The organism is Amycolatopsis benzoatilytica AK 16/65 (assembly GCF_000383915.1).
GTDB lineage: Bacteria > Actinomycetota > Actinomycetes > Mycobacteriales > Pseudonocardiaceae > Amycolatopsis > Amycolatopsis benzoatilytica.
In genome coordinates, this window is record NZ_KB912942.1 from 5385660 (window position 1) to 5406053 (window position 20394).

Here is a 20394-nt window from a genome sequence, read left to right on the forward strand (position 1 = left end):
CCGAGGACGTCGTCATCGGAACTCCGTTCTTAGCTCACGCCTTCAGCAGGTCGTCCCGGCCGTCGCGCTCGAGCAACGACTCGTAGGCGGGGAACAGCGATTTCGCCGCCGGCACGAGCTTCAGGATCTTCGAGACCGGCCCCTTCGCCCGGACCTGTCCCTTGGCCATCGCGACGGACAAGTTCACCTTGCCCAGCCAGAACCGGTTGCCGGTGTCGGCGGTCATGAACAGCTCGACGTGCGGCGTCAGGTCGCTCGCGCCGGTGCGCACTTCACCGGCGGGGAAGTCGACCGTCAGGATCGAGTCGGGGTCGGTGTAGGTGATCTGGAGGACGACACCGGAGCCTTTCAGCTTCGGGCCCACCTCCGGGTCGGCCAGACCGTTTTCGAAGACGCCGCCGATGTACTTGTAGACCTCGGAGTCATCCTTGAACGCACCCATTTTGCTCTCCTCGCTGAGTTTTTTGCGGAAAACTGTGTAATGTGGACGGACGGCGGGTTCAGTCCATCCCGATCCAGACCGACTTGGTCTGCGTGTAGCCCAGCAGCGACTCCTCGCCGAGGTCACGGCCGTAGCCCGAGGACTTGTAGCCGCCGAAGGGAGCCGCCGGGTCGATCATGTTGTACATGTTCACCCAGACCGTGCCCGCCTCCAGATCACGCGCGACGCGGTGCGCTCGCTTCAGGTCGTTGGTCCACACGCCCGCGGCGAGTCCGTAGACGCTGGAGTTGGCGCGGCGCACCGCTTCGTCCTCGTCGTCGAACTTCAGGACCGAGAGCACCGGGCCGAAGATTTCGTCCGCGGCGATGGACATCTCGTCCCGCACGTCGGTGAAGATCGTCGGCTCGAGGAAGTGCCCGCCGGCCAGCGCGCCCGCGGGCCGTTCGCCGCCGCACACCAGAGTCGCGCCGTCGCGAACGCCCTCGCCGACAAAGCCTTCCACCCGGTCCAGCTGCCGCGCGGAGATCAACGGACCCATCTGGGTTTCCTCGTCCAGGCCGTGCCCCAGCTGGATTCCCTGGGCCTCGGCGGCGAGAGCGGCCACGACCTCGTCGTGGATGTCGCGGTGGACGAACAACCTCGAGCCCGCACAGCACACCTGGCCCTGGTTCAGGAAAATGGCGTTGAGCGCGCCCTGCGCCGCCGCCTCGACATCGGCGTCCGGGAAGACGATGTTCGCCGACTTCCCGCCCAGCTCGAGCGTGAGCTTCTTCAAACTCCCGGCGCTGGCGGTCACGATCCGCCGCCCCGTCTCGGTCGAACCGGTGAAGGAGATCTTCGCGACGCCGGGGTGGTCGATGAGGGCTTGCCCGGCTTCTGGTCCCAGACCCGTCACCAGATTCAGCACGCCCGGGGGCAGACCTGCTTCGAGCGCGACCTCGGTCAGCCGCAGCGCGCTCAACGACGTGAACTCGGAAGGCTTGAGCACCGCCGTGTTCCCCGCGGCGAGCGCCGGTGCCACCTTCCACGACGCGATCATCAACGGGAAGTTCCACGGCACGATCGCCCCGACCACGCCAAGCGGCTCGCGCTGGGTGTAGACCAGCGCCTCGCCCACCGCCGGCGACACCGGCAGCGTCTGGCCGCCGAGCTTCGTGGTCCACCCGCCGAAGTACCGCCAGATCTGCGCGGACAGGCTGACGTCGAGGTAGGTCGACTCGGTGAGCGGCTTCCCGTTGTCCAGCGTCTCGAGGATGGCCAGCTCCTCGGCGTACTGGTCGATCGCGTCGGCGACGTCCAGCAGCACCCGGCCGCGCGCGGCCGGGCTGAGACGCCGCCAGCTGGCGAATGCCTTGTGCGCGGCCTCGACGGCGCGGTCCACGTCCTCCTTGCCGCCCGCCGCGATATTCGCCAGCAGTGCGCCGGTGGCCGGATCAGTGGTCGGTATCTCGCCTCCACCGGCCGCCGTCGTCTTCGCGGCACCGATGACGATGCTCGCCGCCGCGTTCTCCAGGAAGGGAGCCACCGCCGGCGGAATCCCGACTGACATCATCGTCATCAGCGAACGCCTTTCTGACTGGGTTGTTCACGAAGCACCTTGTGTTCCACCTCGGGTTTCACTCCACCGCGACCGGGTCGACCAGCTCGGCCAGCCGGCGGACGGCGCGGTGTTGCAGCGCGCGCACGGCGCTGCTCTTCCGCTGCATGGCCTCCGCGGTTTCCGACACGGACAGACCGTCGAAGAACCGCAGCCGCAGGCAGATCCGCTGGTCCTCGCTCAACTCGAACATCTGCCGGGCGATTTCGTCCCGGCACGGCTGCGAGAAAACGCTGAACTCCGGAAGCAGGACGACCTGCTCCTGCTCGGAAAACTCGGAGACCGTCACCTCGTGCCGGAAGCGGCCCGACTTGATCTGGTCGAGGATGATGTTCCGGGCAATAGTCAGCAGCCATGCCCGGACACTGGACCCGACGTACCGCACCGTGCCGATGCTGCGGAGCGCGCGGAGGAACGTTTCGCTGGTGACGTCTTCGGCAGCGTGTTCGTCGCGCAGCCGTCCTCGCGCGAAGCGGAACACATCCGCCGAGAACCGGCTGTACAGCAGGCCGAACGCCCGGGGGTCACCCTCTTGCGAAGCGCGGACCAAAGACCATGGATCCGTGTCGGAAGACGCGAAGGATGCCTGGCCGTGCCCTCTGGCCTGGTCCACCCGTTCGCAGTCGATCGTCGCCATTGACGTCATCCGGAACTCCTTTGTGGCCGCCCGCGGCCGAAACCGGTCCGGAGCGCGCAGTGTCGCGGCTAGTTCTTTTCGAAGTTCTTCACGTACTCCGTGTCCTCGATCGGGACGTCGACCTTGGTCGACCCGCCCGGGCTGCCGAGTACGTCGAACGCCGACTTCGCCGATTCCTGGAACGGCCGCCAGCGGTCGTCGACCTGCTGGGCCGGCTTGATGGCCTCGACCGGGCAGACCGGTTCACAGGCCGCGCAGTCGATGCACTCGGAGGGGTGAATGTAGAGCATGCGCTCGCCCTCGTAGATGCAGTCGACCGGGCATTCCTCGATGCAGGTCATGTCTTTCACGTCCACGCACGGTTCTCCGATGACGAAAGCCATCAGTTCCACCTCCTCGGGTCGTTCGTTGAATGTCGCTGTGCTTCAGGCGCCGGTCGGCGCGGGAATCGTCAAGTCACTCGAGTGCCCCGGCGCGAGCCCGGCCCGCGGGTCGAGCGCCACGGCCGCGTTGTTGACCGCGGTCGCCACTTCGCCGAAGCCGACCGCGATGAGCTTGACCTTGCCGTCGAAGGTCGCGGCGTCGCCGGCCGCGAAGACCTCGGGCAGGTTGGTCCGCATCCTGCTGTCGACCCGGATCGCACGACCATCGAGTTCGAGCCCCCATTCCTTGATCGGGCCCAGGTCCATCAGGAACCCGAGCGCGGCGACGACAACCTGCGCCTTGGTCTCGCGGACCTCGGCTTCACCAGCCACCTTGATGGCGACGCTCTCCACTCGGTCCCGTCCGCGCAGTTCGGTCACGTTCGCGTCGACCAGCACGGTGCAGGCGGACTGGTGGAGCAACTGAACCGAGTGCTCGTGCGCGCGGAACTGCCGCCGGCGGTGCACGAGTGTGGTCGAGCGCGCCCGCGGCAACGCGGCGAGCGCCCAGTCGACGGCGGAGTCGCCGCCGCCGACCACCACGACGTCCTTGCCGTCGAGCACATCCAGCCTCGGGACGAAGTAGCACAGGCCGCGACCGAGGAAGTCCTCGCCTGCCGGGATGGGCCGGGGGGTGACCGCCCCGACGCCAGAAGTGATCACGACCGCGCGTGCGTCGACCACCGCACCGGCCGACGTCGTGGCCCGCCACCCGCCGGCACGGCGCTCGAGCCGCAGTACCTGCTGCGAAAGCAGGTACCGCGGAGCGAACGGCGCGGCCTGCCGGACGAGGTTGCCGATCAGCTCCTGTCCCGGCACGCCCGGCAGGCCGGCGATGTCGTAGATCTTCTTCTCCGGGTAGATCGCCTGGACCTGGCCGCCGACCTCGGGAAGGGCGTCGACCACCGCCATGCTCAGGCCGCGAAATCCTGCGTAATACGCGCCGAAGAGACCCACCGGCCCGGCGCCGATGAAGAGCAGATCGACGTTCGTGTTCGCTTCTTGCGCAGAGCGGTCCTGCAGCATGACGGTGATTTCCTTGGGTTCGAGGTCGGCATCGACCTGGTTGCCGGGGAGAACGCGAAAGGTCAGGAGCCGACGGCCGCCAGCGCCTGCTCGACCGCCGCTTCGTCTTCCGCGGCGAACTTGTCCTCGAGCTGCATCGGCGAGTAGTCCTCGTCGATGTCCTCGACCTGGCAGCCCCGCGCGCTCTCGATCGACCCGAGCCTGCGGTTGACCTTGTCCAGCGCGTAGTCGGTCATCTCGTCGATGTTGATGCCGAACGGCGTGTTGTCACCGAAAGCGTCGAACAGCCCGACGATCAGCTGCAGCGCCGGCTGGAGCAGCTCCTGCATCCGCTCGTCGACGACGTCCCAATTGCGGTCGTCGGCGGCGACGTGCCGCCGGCAGGTGAAGGTGCCCCACGCCATGTGCCGCCGCTCGTCGTCGCCGATGTACTTCACGACCTGCTGCATGCCCGGCAGGATGTTGCGGCTCTTGCACACCTTGGCCCACGCGAAGTAGCCGGTGAGGGCGAGACAACCTTCGACCACGTGGTTGTAGGTCACGGACGCACGGATCTGGGCGGCCGGGGACGGGTCCGTTGTCAGCGCGTACAGCGATTTCGGCAGCTCTTCGGTGAAGATCTTCGTGTACGCGTCGCTGTACTCGACGAATTCGTGGAGGTCGGTGCCGAGACCGACCGCGTCGAACCACAGGCGGAACGCCTGCATGTGCTTGGCCTCTTCGAAGGTGAACTGCGTCAAGTAGGCCTCGTCGGCCAGCCGGCCTTCGGCGGCCATCGCCGTCGTGAACGGCTGCAGGTCCTGCGTCACGGACTCCTCGCCGGCCATGAACTGGGCGGCCAGGATCGACGTGAGCCGCTTCTCGTCCGGGCTCATCGCCGCGAAGTCCTTGGCATCCTGGGAAAAGTCGATGTCTTCGGGGTTCCAGAACTTCTTGTTCCCCTTGCGGAACAAGCGCATCGGGAAAGACTCCATGCGGAGACCTCCCTCGCTCAGGCTGCCGTAGCCGGTGCGCTTGCCGTGTTCGATGTTGCGTTCGATAGCCATGAAACCGTCCTCCATCAAGAAGTTGAGCCGTTGCGGGCGAGCGGGGCGGGTCAGTACCGAATGAGGCCGCGGATGTTCTTGCCGTTGCGCATGTCCTCGTAGCCCTGGTTGACGTCCTCCAGGGAGTACTCGGTGGTGATGAGCTCGTCGAGCTTCAGCAGCCCGGCGTTGTAGAGCTCGAGCAGCCGCGGCACGTCGTGCTGGCCGTTGGACGAACCGAACAACGAACCGCGGAGCTGCTTTTCGTACAGCGTCAGCTCGATGAGACTGGTCGTGATCGACGTTTCGTCGGGGTGGCCGATGGCCGTGACGACGACCCGGCCGCGCTTCCCGACGAGCGAGAGGGCGGGCGTGATGTGCGCGCCCTCGGCGACGTCCGTGGTGATCACGCAGACGTCGGCCAGCTGGCCGCGAGTCAGCTCGCTGACGGTGTTCCACGCTTCGTCCATCGACGCGGCCGTGTGAGTGGCCCCGAACTCGAGAGCCTTGGTGCGCTTGAATTCCACCGGGTCGATCGCGACGATGAGCCGGGCGCCGGCGATCCGGGCGCCCTGGATCGCGTTGACGCCGATCCCGCCGGCGCCGACGACGACCACCGCGTCACCGGCCCGCACTTCGCCGGATCGGACCGCGCTGCCGAAACCGGTCGTCACGCCGCACCCGACGAGCGCGGCCTTGTCCAGCGGAATGCCAGCGTCGATTTTCACGACCGACGCCGCCGGCACGACGGTGTATTCGGAGAACGTGCCGAGCAGGCACATCTGGCCGACGTCTTCGCCGCGGGCGTGGAAGCGGTAGGTGTTGTCGAGCTGCGGGCCGAGCATTACGGCGGCGCCCGCGTCGCAAAGGTTGCCCAGACCGCGCGCGCAGTAGGAACACCGGCCGCACGCGGGCAGGAAGGTCATCACCACGTGGTCGCCCTCGGCGATGTCCGTGACGCCGGGGCCGACGACCTCGACCACACCGGCGCCTTCGTGGCCGCCGACCAGAGGGTAGGGGAAGGGCAGGTCGCCGGTGACGAGGTGCTCGTCGGAGTGGCACAGTCCGCTGGCGGTCAGCTTGACCAAGACCTCGCCGGCCTTCGGTGGATCCAGGTCGATTTCCTCGACTTGCCACTTTTCGTGCTGTCCCCAAAGGACCGCAGCCTTCGTCTTCATTGACGTCAACTCCTCACAGCTGAAGGACTTGAGCCATCATCACAAGATCCGGCGCGAGGAACACCGATCGCGCGAGCCATCGGTGGCCCGCGTGGGCCAACCCCGTCTGCCCGCGTGGGCCAGGCAGCCGGAAACGGAAGAGAAAGGCGTCGGAAACCGAGAAGTACCCGGCCGGAACGGCGAAACGTGCTCAGTCGACCGGCACGTCGAGGCAGACGACCAAGCCGCCGCCCGCGCGCGGCCGGAACCGGATCCGGCCGTCGAGCGACTGGACGATCTGGTCGGCGATCCACAGCCCGAGTCCCGCGGTGCCCCGGCGTTCGCCGATGGACACGAACCGCTCGGTGACGACCGGCGCGAGTTCGGCAGGGAAACCCGGCCCCCGGTCGAGGATCAGGACCCGGAGCCGTCCTCGTCCCAGCCGTGCGACGACCTCGACGGGCGTGCCCCGGCTGTGCCGTCCGGCGTTTTCCACCAGGTTGGTGATGACGCGTCGCAGCAGTTGTGCGTCCAGGCGGGACTGTGCGCCCGGCGGCGTGACGGTGATCCGCAGCTCGGAGTCCTCCAGCCCGGCGGCGTCTCCGGCCGCGTGCAAGAACTCCTTGATGTCGACGAGCCTGCGGCGCCCGGTGCTGAAGGTGGGGCGCCGGCTCGCGGCGACGTCGCCGAGCGCGTCCATCATCGACGAAAGGTGGCCCGCGTGGGCGGCCAGCAGCCGCAGGCTGGTCCAGCTGTCGTCGTCGGCCACCGCCGTGCCGGCTCGCTCGACCAGGTTGTCGGTCAGCGCCTTGAGCGAGGCGATGGGAGTGCGAAACTCGTGCAGGATGACGTGCAGGCCGGTTTCCTGGGCCTCGTAAGACTTCAGGAGCCGGGCGCGCAGGTCCCGTTCCTCTTCCGCCGCCGCCCGTTCCGCGACCGCCTGTGCCCGGGCGGCGCTGTGCGCTCGGGTCGCCCGTTCGGTCAGCAGCGCGAAGCCGCCTGTCAGTGCTGCGGTGAACACCAGGTAGACCGGCCACCAGAACCCGGCCTGCGTGCGAGTCTCCGAAGACGTCTGGCCGACGTCCATCAGCATCGCGACCAGGAAATAGGCACCACCGAGTGCCATCGAAACGGCCACTGTCGCCACGAACGACAATCGCATCGCCGCGGCCGCGATGACCAGGAACAGCAGCGACACCGCGACGCTGCTGGCACCTCCGGTGAACGCGATGATGGCCAGCGAAAGCACCGCGTCCAGACCGGTCACCACCGCGGCGGACCGGATGCTGCGCAACTCGATCGTGGGGTCCCAGAAGACGATCAGCGCGTAGATGCTGCCGACAGACAGCCACACCAACCCGATCGCGAGGTGGTGCCGCACGGAGTCCGGCCCGAGCGCGAGGAGCAGGCCGACGGACACCACGACGCCGAGCCGGACGCTGGCCGGCACCCGTTCCACGATCCGGATGTCTTTCTCCCGGAACGTCTCCGTCTGAAGGATCGTGCTTGACCGCACAGAACGCCACCACGGTACGGTCGACATCGGTGCCTCCACGACGCTGCCGCCAGCGCCTCTGCTGACGGCTCGTATAGTGACTTTGTCATCCTCCGATGAGGAGAGCCATGCAAGACGACAAACTCGTTCTGGTGCTTGTCGATGACCACGACCTGTTCACTCAGGGGCTAGCTCTGCTGCTCAAGGCGAAAGCCGGTGACCGGTTCGAGATCGGCGGTACGACGAACCGCGCGGAGGAAGCGGCCTCGCTCGTCGGTTCGTGCGGCGCCGACATCGCGATAGTCGATCTCGCGATGCCGCCCGTCAACGGGATTCCGGCGATCCGCCACATCAAGTCCCGCCATCCCGACACGAAAGTCCTCGCTTTGTCGGGCACGTCGGACCTGAAGCTCGCCGAAGAAGCTCTCCGGGCCGGTGCCGACGGATTCCTGCCGAAATCGGCTGATCCGGATGTGCTCGTCGCTCCCCTGCTGTCCGTGGCGGCCGGCTTCCGAGTGGTCGAGGACACCTTGTTCACCGCGTTGCTCGATGCGGTGCGGCGGCCGCCGGAGGAGATCTTCGGTCCGCTGGCGGTGGAAGAGATTCGGCTGTGGGTGCTGTTGTCCCGCGGCTTGGAGACCACCGAAATCGCCGAACGCATGCTGGTTTCCGAGCGGACAGCGAAGCGCCTGGTCGCCTCGCTCCTGAACAAGCTGGGGGCTCCGAACCGGATCGTCGCCGCCGGCATGGCCGGTCACTACGGCTTGCTCGGCAAGGAGGCGCCGAGCCTGGGCTGACCAGGCGCGGCGCCCGCCGGCTAGAAGAGCGCGGCAACCGACATGACGACGAAGACGGCGGCGACCGTGTAGGCGCTGACCGCGCCTCGGCGGACGACTTTCGCGCGCCGCTCGCGCTCGGCCATCGGCAGGTTCGCCGGCACCAGATCCAGTGCGCGCACGCTGCCCCACCGTCCCAGAAGGACGAGCAGAACCGCCAGGACGAGGAACGGGACGGCCGTACTCATCGCGAAGGAACCGGCTGTCCTTGTGAAGGCCCGCCCGGATTCGCCGCGCCTTGCTGACCGGTCACCGGGCTCTCGCCGGGCGTCACGTCCGGTGCGGCGTCGGGATTGTCCGGCCGGTACTCGTCCGCGTACTCCACGTCGGCTCCCTTGATCTGCTCTCCCAGCCAGGAACGCCACACTGCGAGCATTTTTTCCATCTGCAGCTGCTGTTTGAGATTGTCGTGCACCTTGTCGAAAGTCGCCGGCACCGGAGCCGTCACTTCATTGACCCGTCCGACATTCCAGCCGAACTGGTTCTGCACCGGGCCGAAGACCGTCCCCGTCGCCGCGCCGAATGCCGCTTTCCCGTAGTCGTCCTGCAGCTGGCGCCGGGAAAGCGTGCCGAGGTCGCCGCCCCGGTCGCGCGTCGCGGTGTCGATGCTGCGCTGCTGGGCCACGGTTTCGAAGGTCGCTCCGTGCGCCAGGTCGGCGATCACCTGGTCGGCTTCTCCCCTCGTCCGGACCACGATGTTGCCGATCTTGCGCTGCTCCGGAGTGCCCAGCTGGTCCTTTCGCGTCGCGAAAGCGTCCTTCACTTCCTGCTCGCTGACCTCGCCGGATCCCTTGGCCACCGCGTCGAACAGTTGAGAGAGAGCCATCTGCTGCTTGATTTCCTCGAGCACGGCCGGTTCGGACGTGCCGACGTTGCCCAGCTGCTGGACGAACTTGTCGTGCGCTTCCGTCCCGTCTCCGAGCTGCCGCGAGATCAACCGGGCCAGCGCGTCCTGCGCCACCTTGTCACCGATCACGATTCCACGGTCTCGCGCGGCTTTCTGCAGGATCAGGCTCACCGCGTACGCCTTGGCGGAGTCTTTGCGGAACTTGCCGAGGGTCGCTTCGTCCTGCGGCGGCTGGACCCCGTACATGGCCCGCCAGGTCTCGAGGACACCGCTGAGCTGGTCGGCGGTGACCGTGCGGCCCGCGACGCGGAAGGCCGCGCCGGCCGGCAGCCGCTGGGAGTCGTACCAGACGTAGCCGCCTGCTCCGCCGCCCGCCAGGAGCAGCAAGACCGCGAGCAGGATGACGCGCATCTTGCGGGTTTTCGGCAGCCTGTCCCGGATGACGCCCTTCAGACCGGCCTTCGGTTTCCGCGGCCCGGCTTCGGCGTCCTCGTCCTCGGCAGGCTCGTCGGCTTCGTCCAAGTCAGATGAGTCAGATGAGTCGGACGCGGGGTCGCTTTCGGCTGGTTCTTCCGCCTCCTCGCGGCCTTCTGGGAGGTCGGCGTCGACTTCCTCGTCTTCGATCGTGCTGGGCCGCGAAGTCTTCACGGTCGCCTCCTCGTCGTCAGTCTTCTTCTCGCGTTCGACTCGCAGGCTCATCGACCCGCCTCCACCACGACTCGTCCGACAGGTTCGGGAACGGGCGTCGCCGCCCCGGCAACGCGGTCACGCGGTGGCCAGAGCCACACCACGCAGCCCGCGGACAGCAACGCCAGCACGACCGAGCCAGCCAGCAGGATGCCGAACTCGCGTACGGCGGCCAGCTTGGACAGCACCAGGACCGCGTACCCCACGGTGGAGGTGGACGCGGCGAGCAGGATCGACACCCGAAGTCCCCTGCTGCGACGGCGGGCGGCTTCCGACAGCAGCACCGTGAACTCGCACCCGACCGCCGCGGTCAGCGATCCCAAGCCAGCCGTGACGGGGCTCAGCGGCACCCCGGCCAGCCACAGGAAGCACAGCCCCGCACCGGTGGCGATAGCGGCCGCCGCGACCGCGCGCGCCGCGTCGGCCCGCTGCCGCAGCGCGATCAGCAGGACCGCGCCCGCGGCCAGGATCCCGGCCAGGTTGGTGAGCAGGCGGTCGGCCGACACCAGCTCGTTGCCGCGGACCGCGACCATCGGCAAGCCGGTCAGGTCCACGTGATACCCCTGCGGGGGCGGCGGCAAGTGCCGCACCACGTCGTCGCGCAGGGCTCGCAGCTCGCTCAGGTCTTCCATCCGCACGCCGAAGCTCAGCAGCGCGGAGGTCCGGTCGTTGCGCAGGACCGCGCCCATGAGGTACGGCGGCAGCAACCGGACCCCGGCCGCGATCTGGCTCGCCGTGGGCGAGCTGCCCAGAAACTGCAGCAAGGTCGGCGGCGACACGACGGGGCGCATCTGGTCACCGTGTCGCGAGACGATGCTTTCTTGCGCATCGCTGGTCCATTTCACGGCCTCGGGCGACAGCACATCAGGACCGTTGAGGACGAGGGCGACCTCGCCCGACGACCCGATGACGGATTCGACGTGCTGGGCATCGGTGAGCGCGTCCAGTCCGGCGGCGAAGCTCTGGAAGTTGCTTTCCAGCTCGATCCGCGGGAGCGCCATCCAGCCGGCCAGCGCCACCGCGCCCGCGACGGCGCCAGCGGCGACCCGAACCCATCGAGGCGACGTCGCAGCGCGCGACGAGGAGACCGTCTCATCGAGCGGCCGGTCCGGTTCGGCGGTGAACGAGAGACCGCGGATGAGGAGCATGCCGACCAGCGCGGCGATGAGCACCCCCATCGAAAGCGCAAGACCGAGTTGACGGACGAACGGCAACGGGGACAGCAGCAGCATCGCGAACGCCGCGGCGGTGGCGGTGGCGACTGCCAGTACCACCCGGCGTCTGGCCTGCTGGGCGAAGTAGGTCGGGTAGTAGCTCCCGACGCCGAGCAGGACGGGCAGGAAGGCCACGACGCCGAGCGACAACGGCCGCCCGAGCCACCCGAAAACCGAGAGCGTCAGCCCGATCGCGACGACGGTCGTCATGACCGGCACCAGCCTGCGGCGCACCTTCCGCGTCCAGGGAATCGCCAGGAAGCACGCGGCCACCGCGAGCAGGGCGGTCCCGCCGATCCACGGGATCTCGCGTTGCACCTGCTCGCCCAGGGACACGGCGATGACCGGGACCCCGGACACCGTGATCCGCCGCGCGTCCGGCTTGGCCGTCGCGACGGCGTCACGGACCGCCCGGACCAGCCGTTCCGTGCCCTGCTGGTCCAGGCCCTCGCGCGGGCGGACGAGAATTGCCACCGACCGGTCGGAGGGCACGACGAACCGCCACTGCGGACGGGGTTGGCCGGTACCGGTGTACACGACCGTGTTCACGAAGGACGGATTGTGCAGGGTCGGGAGGCCGGCCGGCATGCCCTGCACCAGCAGCGGCCCGTACCGGGCGTCGAACGCGGCGACCGCGGCGTCGCCGGCCTTCTCCGCGTTCTTGCCGGTCTTGCCCTGCTGGGCTTGGGACCGGACGGCGTCGCGCCGTCCGGACAGCTCCGCGAGAAGGTCCTGCGTCCGCCCGGCGATCTGGTTCAGCGTGGTACCGGGACCGTACGCGGCCGCGACGTCGGGCAGCCGGGACAGCCGGCCTTCGAGGTTGAGCAGTGCCGGCAGGTGCTGCTGGTCGAGCTGGGCCCGCGGCTGCTCGGACTCCAGCAGGACGACGATCGGGTCCCCGCCGAAGGAGCCCGACTCCGCCTCGAACTGGCGCACCACCGGGTCGTCGGTGGGCAGGAACGAGTCCACGCTCGTCTCGACCCGCACCTTCGCGAGCCCGCCGAGCACGAAGCCCGCCATCGCGAGCACGCCCACGGCCACGAAAAGGCCACGCTTGGTCGGCCGTCGCCAAAGAGCGCGCGCCCTTCGCGCCCCTCCGCGAAGGAAGGGCCTCGGGGACAGCTTGCGCAACGACGGCCGACGCACCATCACTTCGTTCCCTTCTCCACTCGCGGGTATGCGCCGCCCGGGTACGGCCCAGGGTTCAAGGACTGGCCGGGTGCCGGGTACGGGTTGCTCTTGTCCAGGGGCGGGATGTTGTTGAGGTTGAGCGGGTTCCCGCGCAGGCTCTGCTCGTTGAGGATGATGAAGACGCGCAAAGCCGTGCCGTTGTCGTCGCCCCTCGCCAGGGCCTGCCCCATGTTGGTGAACATCGCCGCGACGTCGTGCCCGTACGGCTGCAGGTAGGACAGCATCGGGTTGACGTCGCCGAGCGCGACGTTCAGCGTCGGCAGCAGCTGATGGGCGTCGGCGGCGACCACCGGCACCCGCGCCAGCGTGTCCGGCGCGTGGTCGAGCACGCCGTTGAGCGAGGGCAGCAGGCCGCGCAGGTCGCCGGCGGTTTGCGGCAGCTGTTCCAATGCCTTGCTCAAGTCCGGGGCGGCGGCGTTGAGGTTCTTCGCGACGGGCGCGAGCGCACCCGACAGCTCGTTCAGGCCGTCGCTCGCGCTCTTGGCGTCGTCCAGGACGCCCGGCAGCTCCCGCAGGACGGTCTGGAGGTCTTGCCCGCCGTCCGCGGTGGTCTTCGTCAGGGTGTCCGCGTCACGCACCAGCTGCGCGATCTGGCCTTGCCGGGTGTCAAGTGCGGCGAGCAGGTTCGCGGCGTTCCCGCTCAGCTTCTTCAGGTCATCGCTCTGCGCGGCCAGCGCGGCCAGCGCGCCTTGTCCCTCCCGCCCGAGGTCGCCGAGACCGCTCAAGGCGCGGGAGATGCTGTCCTGGCTGTCCTTCGTGGACGCCCCGAGCGAGCGGACGGTGCTCGCCAGCGCCTGCCTGGTCGAGGGGTCGATGCTGGCCAGCACGTCGTTCAGGCCGACAGCGGGCTTGCCCGCGTTCGCCGGCAGAACTGCTCCGCTGTCGAGCGCCGGACCGTCGCCGTCGGTCAGCTGGAGGAAGGTTTCCTCCACCAGCGTCTTGTTCCGGACCTGGACCGTCACCCCGCCGTGCAGCGGGTACTGCTGATCGAGCTCCATGGTGACGTGCGCGCGGCCGCCGTCGTTCTTGATCTCGGCCACCTTGCCGACGGCGACACCGCTGATCATCACGTCGGAGTCGGGCACGAGGTTCGCCACGCGCGGGAAGGTCGCCGTGAGCGTGTAGCGGGGGCTGCTGAAGGGGAGCTTGCCGCCGGAGTTCACCCAGAGGTAGCCGAAGAACACGGCGCAGGCGGTGGCGAACACGACGAGCACGATCAGCCGGATCACCGGCATCGCGGAATGGGGGATCCTCATGGCAGCCACCTAGCGGGGAGTCTGGCCGGACGGGGCGCCCACACCGGCGATCCGCAGGCTGCTCGGAGTGAACTCGAGCAGGCCGCGCAGGATCCCGCCGTTGGCGTCGTGCAGGCTGGTCAGGGAATTCGTCTGGTAGACGAAGGCCGACAGGTCGTTGAGGTAGGGCAGGACGGCCGCCGTGACCTGGTTGAGCCGGCCGGTGATCTCGTGCAGGTCCGGCAGCGTCCCGTTGAGGTCGCCGACGAGCGGGCGCAGGTCGTCGACGACGGGCTTGGCCTTCGCCACGACCGGGGTCGCCTGGTCCACCGTGTTGCCGGCCTGGTCCACCGCCTTCGTCAGCTTCGACAGGGAATCGGGCAGCTCGCCTGACGCCTTGCGCAGGTTTTCCAGCGTCGGATCGAGCTGGTCGCTCAGCCCGACCACGCTGCTCGTCGCCTCGTCGAGCTGGCGAGTCAGGTCGGGCAGCTGCGCCAGCGACGCGTTGAGCGGACCGCTCTGCGCGCCAGCGGCTCCGAGCGTCTCCCGCAGGCTCTTGGCCAGTGCCGACAGCCGCGCGTCGTTCCCGCCGACGGACTTGGAGATCTGCGCCAGTGCGGTCACCAGCTTCGCCAGCGTGTCCTTGCGGGTCTGCAGCGCCGTCACGACCGGCTTGAGGTCGGTCGCGACTTGGTCGGTCGCCGAGAGACCGTTCGCGAGCGACTGCGGTGCGTGCGCCAAGGCCGCGTCGGACTCCTTGACCAAGGACGTCAGCGCGTTCAACGTGTTGTCGTCCAGGTGCCCGAGCACCTCGTCGACCTGGATCGGCCGCTGCGAGTGGCTCGCCGGGAGCGTCCCGTCCTGCGGGATTTCCTTCCCCGGCGGCCCGCCGGGGTCGATTTCGACGTACATCTCGTTGAGCGGGCTCTTCGGACGCAGCACCGTGCGCGCGTTGTCGTACACCTTGTACCGCGGGTCGATCGAGAGGGTGAGCAGCGCCTTGCCGTCGTCCGAGACGGACGCCGAGTCGATCTGGCCGACCTTCACGCCGGCGATCCGGACCTCCTGGCCGTTGCCCGGGCTGACCGCGGGAGCGTTGTCGAACTCCGCCTTCATGACGAACCTGTCCTGCCACGGCCAGGTCGTGGTCCCCGCGCCCTGCTGACTGACGATGTAGCCCCCGACCGCCAGTCCGAGCGCCACCAGCGCCACCAGCGTGAGCACGTTCCGGCCGAGCTTCGGCTCGCTGCGGACGCGTTCCCAGGTCTTCTTGATCCGGCCTCGCTCGCGGGTCATCGCCCCTCCTGCTGCTGTCCGAGCCTCATGAGGTTGCCGAAGAGCTGTTCGAGGCTGATCGGAAGCCCGCCGACGCTGCCGGGGCCGACGCCGGGTTCGAACGCGATCGACGCGCCGTTGCCGTCGGTCATCGACGACGCCCTGTCCACATTGGACAGCATGTATCCGAGTTCCTGGTAGAGCGGCCGGTCACCGGAAGTGCCGGCGTACGGTCCCGTTCCGAGGTAAGGCGAGAGGATCGTGGACTTGATCGGGCCGTTCACCCGGTCGAGCACCGGTCCGCGCACGTCGTCGAGCACCGTGGTCAGGCCCTGCGCGGCCGGCACGAGGTCACGGACGACGGGTCTGGCGTCGGCCAGCAGGTTCTTCAGGTCGTTCACCAGCGGACGTGCCTTCGCCAGCACCGGATCGGCGTGCCGCAGGGCCGTGTCGAGCTCGCGGGCCACCGGACGGGCCGGATCGGCGACGTCCTTGATCTTGGCCAGCGTGCCGTCCAGCCGGGACAACCCGGCATTCGTCGAGTCCAGCGCAGCCGGAAGGCCGGCGACCGTATCGGACAAGTCCGCTGCGCGTTCCCCCAGCACGGTGCTGACCTTGCCGAGGTTCTGGACGATCGAGTCGAGCTGCCCCGGCTCCTTCGTCAGCACCGAGGAAGCCGACTCGAGTCCGCTCACCACGTCGGCGAGGTCTTGCCGGGGCCGGGTGCCCTGGGCGGCGCGGAGGACGTCGCCGGCCGGGTCCAGCGTGCCCGGCGCGTCGGCGAGCAACTGATCGATCGCCGCGCGGCCTTCGTCGTCCAGCGTGGCGTCCAGCCGCCCGACCGTCTTCTGCAGTGAGGCCAAGGTGTTCGGCGACAGTGCGCCGACGACCTTGCCGAGCTCGACCGGTACCTGGGTGCGCTCCTTCGGGATTTCGCCCGCCGGAGTGCCCTTCTCCCCGCCGGGAACGAGATCGACGTAGTACCTGCCGCCCAGCACGGTGGCCGCCCGGATCACCGCCGAGGGCGCCGTGCGCAGCTTGGCGGGCACGTCGTCGTCGACCTTCACCGTGACGTCGGCGGAGCCGTCCCGCGCCTCCTGGACGTCCACCACCTTGCCGATCGGGACGCCGGCGACCTTGACCTCCGTGGCGAAGGGCTGGAGCCGGTAGTCGCGCGCGAAGTTGATGGTCAGCTCCGTGCCCGGCCGCAACGTGGTGAGGATCCGGTCCTTGTTGAACAGGGCGACGCCCGCGACGAGCGCCACGACGACGAACGCCGCGCCCAGTTTGAACAGCGAGCCCTTGCCCTTCGGCCGCCGCCAATTCTTGATACCCAAAGCCATCATCCTCACCTCGGCCCCAGCAGAGAGCTCTTCTTGTCCCGCGGTGCCTGTCCCGGTTCGGGATAGGCGTTGCGCGCGGCGACCGGGTCCTTGATCGCGCTCAAGGCACCGGACAGGGACTCGGTGTTGAACAGCGGGTAGATGCGCAGCCAGTGACCCGCCGCGTCACCCTGGCTGAGCGCGTTGGCCGCGTAGGAGAACCACGACGCGATCTCCGGCGAGTACGGCGCGAGGATCTCGAGCGGCACGTGCGCCGAGCCCACGGCCGAGCGCACGGCCGGCGCGAGCGGCCGCGCGTCGGAGAAAGTCTGTGCCAGCGCTCCGACCGCCGAATCGGCCGGCCCGGCGACGCCCGGCACCTTGTCGAGCGGCGCGACGCCCTCGCGCAACACGCCGCGGACGTCCGGGGTCGCCTTGCCCAGCGCGTCCGCGCCCGGCTTCAGCGACGACATCGCCGCCTGGGCATCCGCGAGCGGTGCCTGCAACGACTGCAGTGCCCCACGCACCTTTCCCAGCGTGTCCGGCGCCCTCTCCACGACATCCGCCAGCGGCTTTCCGCCATCGACGCCGACCGAGTCCAGCGTGGTCTTGAGCTGCCCGACCAACGCCGAGATCTCCTGCTGGTGCTGGGTGAAGCGGCCGCTGAGACTGTCCAGCGCACGCAGCGTCCCGGTCAGGTCCTGCCCGTTGTTCGTGGCCAATGCGCTGGCCACCGTGCCGAGATCCGGCAGTTCCGCGGGCAAGGAGCCCAGCGCGTCGCGGAGATCCTGCTGGTGCCCGACGACGCCGCCGCCGGTCTCGCGCAGTGTTTCCTGCAGCGCCTTCCGCGTCGGCTCGTCGAAGACGGCCAGCACATCGGAAAGCTCCTGCGCTCCCTCGGTCTTCGCCGACGGGATGACCTCGTCCTCGCCGAGCACGCCCGCGTCGGGGGTTCCCGGCGTGAAGTCGACATACTTCTGGCCTAGCGCCGATCGCGCGCCGACCGATGCGGTCACGGCTTTGGAATTGCGGTAAATCGGCTTGTCGCCGTCGAACTTCAGCTCGACGACGGCCTGGTTGCCGACCAGGTTGATGTCGCCCACCTGCCCGACCCGCACCCCGCCGATGCGGATGTCGTCGCCGCTGCGCAGGGCGCCGACATCGCCGAACGCGGCCTTCACGACCGTCGTCGGCTTGCCCGGCAGGCCGTCGCTCGCGGTGATCGCGATACCGACCGAGGCCACGAAGAGGGCCAGGACGACGAGCCCGAGGAACCGGGACCTCCTCCTCCGGCCGGCTGTGCTCGCCATCACTGACCTCCACCGATGAGGAACTGCAGAGCGCCGCTTTCCTGCTGCTGGCTGAGCCCGGTCACGCCGCCGTCGGACTGCGGTCCGGGGGCCAGCAGACCACCGAGCACCCCGCCCGAGCCGGTGAGCCCGGGCAGGCTCGGCAGCGGCAGGGGCGGCGCTCCCTGAGCCGGCGTGCCCGTGCCCGGAGCAGGCCCCTGCCGCGGAGGGGTGGGCGCTCCGTTCGGCGCGCCGAATCCGGGCACCAAGCCGGTCAGCAGGTCCGGGTTGACCACGAGCATCGCCCGGAAGTAGTGGGAAACCCCGTCGCCGCCGTTGGTGGTCAGAGCCCAGTTGCGGACGAAATTCAGCACGTTCCCGAAGTTGTTCGTCAGGTCGGTGACGACCGGGCGGGCGGAGCCGACAGTGGTCCGCAGGTCCGGGCCGGCGGCCTTGAGCTGGTCGACCACCGGGCGAGCCGCGTCGAGCAGGCCTTGCGCCTTGTCCAGGACCGGCTTCGCGCTCGCCAGCGCCGGGTCGAGCGACTCGGAGAATTTCTTGAGCTCGTCGCTGATGGCGCTCAGGTTGTCCGTGGTCGGCCTGATCGACTGCAGGACGGGCGTCGTGGCCTGCGCGGTACCAGCCAGCTGCCCGAGCGTTTTCCGGGCCGCGGAAAGGGTGTCTGGCAGCTGGCTGAGGGTCGACTCGAGCGCGGCACGGTTCTTGGCGGTGGCTTCGGTCGCGGTCTGCGCGGACGAAAGGAGACCGTCGAGGGTCGCCCCGTTGTCCACGGCCAGCGCCTGCGCCACCGGTTCGACCTTCTCGACCACGCTGGTGAGCAGGCCGTTCTGTTCCTTGAGAACCTTCGCCAGCCCGTCGGTGTCGTTCATGGACGACTCGAGCGCCCGGATGGTCGCGTCGGCATTCCGGCCGTTCCCCCGCATGCCTTCGCCGAGCACGGTCACCAAGGCCGCCAGCGACCGCCCGGTGGGGTCGTCGATGGTGTTGAGAACCTGGTCGAGATCGGTGTAGACGCTGGTCTGCCGCACCGGCAGGACGTCGCCGTCCTGGAGCACGGGCGCTGAGGGCGTCCCGCGGTCCAGGTCGAGGTACCGCTCGCCGAGGATGCTGAGCGGTTTCAGTGTGACCTTGGCGTCGGTGTGCACCGGCAGCGCCGCACGGTCCAGGCTGAGCGCCACCGCGGCGTGCTTGTCGCTGTCCACCGTCATGGCGGCGACCTGGCCGACGTCGACGCCGTCGACCTTCACCTCGTTGCCCGGGATCAGCGGGCTGGCGTCGGTGAACTTGGCGACGATAGTGATCTCGCCGGGTTGTCCTTTGTCGTTCGCGCCCGCGGCACCGGCGGTCACGCCGACGCACGCGACGACGACCACGGCCAGACCGCGAAGCCGGTAAGACGCCGGACGGGACGGCCGGCGCGGCCGGGAGCTGTGATTGCTCATCGGATCCCACTCCCGAATGCGTCGGTCCAGGGCTGGCCGACTGGCGATCCTGGCAACGGGGTCTGGTCTCTGCTGAAGCCCGGCGGCACGATGCCCGGATTGACGTTCACGCTCGACGCCCCGGCCTGTATGTAGACGCGGCCGTAGTGGCCGTTGGCGTCGTAGTTGCCGGTCGCCGAACCCCAGTTGGACAGCAGGCCCACCGCTTCCGGCGTGAACGGGCGCAGGAAGCTCAATGCGGGCATCAGGCCGCTCACGGCCGAGTTCAGGCCGGGGGCCGTCGCGTGCGCGGCGTCCAGCAGTCCCGGCGTGTAGTTCAGCAGGATCTGCGCGTCGGCCAGGGCCGGCCGCAACTCGGCGACCAGCGGCCGCAGGTCGGTCAGCACCGGCCGGAGGTTCCGGCTCACGTCCGGCAGCTTCGCCGTCGCCGGTTCGAGATCCTTGAGCAGCGGCACCGCCTGCCCGACCGCGTCGGGCACGTCGCCCAAGGTCTTGCCCGCGGTTCGCAGGGTGCCGGGCAGCTTCTTGAGCGCCGAGGCGAGCGCCTCGTGCTGCTGCGCGGTGAGCGACGTCGCCTTCGACAGCTGGTCGACCACCGTGCGCAGGTCGGCCTCACGACCGGCGAGGGTTCCGACCATGGTGTCGAGCTGAGTGACCATCTGTTTGATGGCCGGCCCGTCGCTGCCGAGTCCTCGCAGCACTTCACCGAGCGCTTGGACGGCGGGGCCGGCCGAGCGCACCGTCTGGTTCACGTTGGTCTCGTTGCCGTTGACCGTGCTGTCGAGCCGGTTGATCAACGAGCTGAGCTTGGCCCGGGTCGGCGGATCCAGAGCGTTCAGCACCTGGTCGAACTCCATCGGCACCGGCATGTCGCCCTTGATCATCCCGTGGTCGGGGATCTCCGCGTTGCCGCTCGGTCCGTCGGTGATGTTCACCATCCGCTCGCCGAGCGCCGCCTTCCACTCGATCCGCACCTGCGCGCCGTCGTGGAGGGGAACGTGGTCGCCCTCGAGCGCGAGCACCAGCTTCGCCTTGCCGCCCTCGACCGAGATGTCGGACACCTTGCCGACTTCAAAACCGTTGACCTGCACGGTTCCCCCGGAGACCACGTTCGTCGCGGAGTCGAGGAGCACGCCGACCTCGTAGTCGCCGCTTCTCATCGCGGCGACGGCAGCGACCCCGACGCCCAGTGCCGCCACCGCGAGGACGCCGACTGTGAACACACGTTTCATGA

At 68.9% G+C, this 20394-nt stretch carries 18 protein-coding genes; 1 reads left to right on the forward strand and 17 read right to left on the reverse strand.

Going from position 1 to position 20394, the window contains the following annotated elements:
- Positions 1 to 34: 34 nt before the first annotated feature.
- From AMYBE_RS0124740 to AMYBE_RS0124775, 8 genes are all read right to left on the reverse strand, one after another.
- Positions 35 to 442, reverse strand: coding sequence for an SCP2 sterol-binding domain-containing protein (locus tag AMYBE_RS0124740; protein ID WP_020662078.1), 408 nt, complete (start codon positions 440 to 442; stop codon positions 35 to 37).
- Between the two features lie 58 nt (positions 443 to 500).
- Positions 501 to 2000: an aldehyde dehydrogenase family protein gene (locus AMYBE_RS0124745; RefSeq protein ID WP_020662079.1), complete on the reverse strand. Its 1500-nt coding sequence runs from the start codon at positions 1998 to 2000 to the stop codon at positions 501 to 503.
- Positions 2001 to 2058: 58 nt separating this feature from the next.
- Complete coding sequence (locus tag AMYBE_RS0124750) at positions 2059 to 2685, reverse strand: RNA polymerase sigma factor (protein ID WP_211226850.1); 627 nt, start codon at positions 2683 to 2685, stop codon at positions 2059 to 2061.
- A 59-nt stretch (positions 2686 to 2744) separates the two neighbouring features.
- Positions 2745 to 3059: a ferredoxin gene (gene fdxA, locus AMYBE_RS0124755; RefSeq protein ID WP_027927969.1), complete on the reverse strand. Its 315-nt coding sequence runs from the start codon at positions 3057 to 3059 to the stop codon at positions 2745 to 2747.
- 42 nt (positions 3060 to 3101) lie between these two features.
- Positions 3102 to 4124, reverse strand: coding sequence for an NAD(P)/FAD-dependent oxidoreductase (locus tag AMYBE_RS0124760; RefSeq protein WP_020662082.1), 1023 nt, complete (start codon positions 4122 to 4124; stop codon positions 3102 to 3104).
- A gap of 62 nt (positions 4125 to 4186) precedes the next feature.
- Complete coding sequence (locus AMYBE_RS0124765) at positions 4187 to 5170, reverse strand: R2-like ligand-binding oxidase (protein WP_020662083.1); 984 nt, start codon at positions 5168 to 5170, stop codon at positions 4187 to 4189.
- A 50-nt stretch (positions 5171 to 5220) separates the two neighbouring features.
- A complete protein-coding gene (locus AMYBE_RS0124770; RefSeq protein ID WP_020662084.1) occupies positions 5221 to 6327 on the reverse strand; it encodes an NDMA-dependent alcohol dehydrogenase in 1107 nt (368 codons plus the stop codon).
- Between the two features lie 190 nt (positions 6328 to 6517).
- Positions 6518 to 7849: a sensor histidine kinase gene (locus AMYBE_RS0124775; RefSeq protein WP_020662085.1), complete on the reverse strand. Its 1332-nt coding sequence runs from the start codon at positions 7847 to 7849 to the stop codon at positions 6518 to 6520.
- An 80-nt stretch (positions 7850 to 7929) separates the two neighbouring features.
- On the opposite strand from AMYBE_RS0124775, the gene AMYBE_RS0124780 reads away from it, so the two are divergent.
- Entirely contained in the window at positions 7930 to 8598 is a 669-nt protein-coding gene (locus AMYBE_RS0124780) for a response regulator transcription factor (RefSeq protein ID WP_020662086.1), read from the forward strand.
- A gap of 20 nt (positions 8599 to 8618) precedes the next feature.
- Here the strand turns inward: AMYBE_RS0124780 and AMYBE_RS0124785 are convergent, their stop codons facing one another.
- From AMYBE_RS0124785 to AMYBE_RS0124825, 9 genes are all read right to left on the reverse strand, one after another.
- A complete protein-coding gene (locus tag AMYBE_RS0124785; protein ID WP_020662087.1) occupies positions 8619 to 8825 on the reverse strand; it encodes a hypothetical protein in 207 nt (68 codons plus the stop codon).
- Positions 8822 to 10183 carry a peptidylprolyl isomerase gene (locus tag AMYBE_RS42295; RefSeq protein WP_020662088.1) on the reverse strand — a complete coding sequence of 454 codons (1362 nt, stop codon included), beginning with the start codon at positions 10181 to 10183 and terminating at the stop codon, positions 8822 to 8824. The genes AMYBE_RS0124785 and AMYBE_RS42295 overlap by 4 nt, the downstream gene beginning before the upstream one ends.
- Positions 10180 to 12426, reverse strand: coding sequence for an MMPL family transporter (locus tag AMYBE_RS0124795; RefSeq protein ID WP_020662089.1), 2247 nt, complete (start codon positions 12424 to 12426; stop codon positions 10180 to 10182). The genes AMYBE_RS42295 and AMYBE_RS0124795 overlap by 4 nt, the downstream gene beginning before the upstream one ends.
- Positions 12427 to 12533: 107 nt before the next feature.
- A complete protein-coding gene (locus AMYBE_RS0124800; RefSeq protein WP_034287233.1) occupies positions 12534 to 13832 on the reverse strand; it encodes an MlaD family protein in 1299 nt (432 codons plus the stop codon).
- Between the two features lie 9 nt (positions 13833 to 13841).
- Positions 13842 to 15107 carry an MlaD family protein gene (locus AMYBE_RS0124805; protein ID WP_020662091.1) on the reverse strand — a complete coding sequence of 422 codons (1266 nt, stop codon included), beginning with the start codon at positions 15105 to 15107 and terminating at the stop codon, positions 13842 to 13844.
- The gene (locus AMYBE_RS0124810; protein WP_020662092.1) at positions 15104 to 16429 is read right to left on the reverse strand and encodes an MlaD family protein; all 1326 of its coding nucleotides are present in this window, start codon (positions 16427 to 16429) and stop codon (positions 15104 to 15106) included. Before AMYBE_RS0124810 ends, AMYBE_RS0124805 begins: the two co-directional genes overlap by 4 nt.
- Before the next feature lie 5 nt (positions 16430 to 16434).
- Positions 16435 to 17718, reverse strand: coding sequence for an MlaD family protein (locus tag AMYBE_RS0124815; RefSeq protein ID WP_020662093.1), 1284 nt, complete (start codon positions 17716 to 17718; stop codon positions 16435 to 16437).
- Positions 17718 to 19160 carry an MlaD family protein gene (locus AMYBE_RS0124820; RefSeq protein WP_020662094.1) on the reverse strand — a complete coding sequence of 481 codons (1443 nt, stop codon included), beginning with the start codon at positions 19158 to 19160 and terminating at the stop codon, positions 17718 to 17720. The genes AMYBE_RS0124815 and AMYBE_RS0124820 overlap by 1 nt, the downstream gene beginning before the upstream one ends.
- Positions 19157 to 20392, reverse strand: coding sequence for an MlaD family protein (locus AMYBE_RS0124825; protein WP_020662095.1), 1236 nt, complete (start codon positions 20390 to 20392; stop codon positions 19157 to 19159). Before AMYBE_RS0124825 ends, AMYBE_RS0124820 begins: the two co-directional genes overlap by 4 nt.
- Positions 20393 to 20394 lie beyond the last annotated feature (2 nt).

Bases quoted from the DNA above. Each gene is read 5' to 3' on its own strand.
- AMYBE_RS0124800 (WP_034287233.1), bottom strand. From the start codon at position 13,832: ATGAGGATCCCCCATTCCGCGATGCCGGTGATCCGGCTGATCGTGCTC.
- AMYBE_RS0124825 (WP_020662095.1), bottom strand. From the start codon at position 20,392: ATGAAACGTGTGTTCACAGTCGGCGTCCTCGCGGTGGCGGCACTGGGC.
- AMYBE_RS0124750 (WP_211226850.1), bottom strand. From the start codon at position 2,685: ATGACGTCAATGGCGACGATCGACTGCGAACGGGTGGACCAGGCCAGA.
- AMYBE_RS0124785 (WP_020662087.1), bottom strand. From the start codon at position 8,825: ATGAGTACGGCCGTCCCGTTCCTCGTCCTGGCGGTTCTGCTCGTCCTT.
- AMYBE_RS0124780 (WP_020662086.1), top strand. From the start codon at position 7,930: ATGCAAGACGACAAACTCGTTCTGGTGCTTGTCGATGACCACGACCTG.
- AMYBE_RS0124760 (WP_020662082.1), bottom strand. From the start codon at position 4,124: ATGCTGCAGGACCGCTCTGCGCAAGAAGCGAACACGAACGTCGATCTG.
- AMYBE_RS0124775 (WP_020662085.1), bottom strand. From the start codon at position 7,849: ATGTCGACCGTACCGTGGTGGCGTTCTGTGCGGTCAAGCACGATCCTT.
- AMYBE_RS0124805 (WP_020662091.1), bottom strand. From the start codon at position 15,107: ATGACCCGCGAGCGAGGCCGGATCAAGAAGACCTGGGAACGCGTCCGC.
- AMYBE_RS0124810 (WP_020662092.1), bottom strand. From the start codon at position 16,429: ATGGCTTTGGGTATCAAGAATTGGCGGCGGCCGAAGGGCAAGGGCTCG.
- AMYBE_RS0124765 (WP_020662083.1), bottom strand. From the start codon at position 5,170: ATGGCTATCGAACGCAACATCGAACACGGCAAGCGCACCGGCTACGGC.
- AMYBE_RS0124820 (WP_020662094.1), bottom strand. From the start codon at position 19,160: ATGAGCAATCACAGCTCCCGGCCGCGCCGGCCGTCCCGTCCGGCGTCT.
- AMYBE_RS0124740 (WP_020662078.1), bottom strand. From the start codon at position 442: ATGGGTGCGTTCAAGGATGACTCCGAGGTCTACAAGTACATCGGCGGC.
- AMYBE_RS0124770 (WP_020662084.1), bottom strand. From the start codon at position 6,327: ATGAAGACGAAGGCTGCGGTCCTTTGGGGACAGCACGAAAAGTGGCAA.
- fdxA (WP_027927969.1), bottom strand. From the start codon at position 3,059: ATGGCTTTCGTCATCGGAGAACCGTGCGTGGACGTGAAAGACATGACC.
- AMYBE_RS0124745 (WP_020662079.1), bottom strand. From the start codon at position 2,000: ATGACGATGATGTCAGTCGGGATTCCGCCGGCGGTGGCTCCCTTCCTG.
- AMYBE_RS0124815 (WP_020662093.1), bottom strand. From the start codon at position 17,718: ATGGCGAGCACAGCCGGCCGGAGGAGGAGGTCCCGGTTCCTCGGGCTC.
- AMYBE_RS42295 (WP_020662088.1), bottom strand. From the start codon at position 10,183: ATGAGCCTGCGAGTCGAACGCGAGAAGAAGACTGACGACGAGGAGGCG.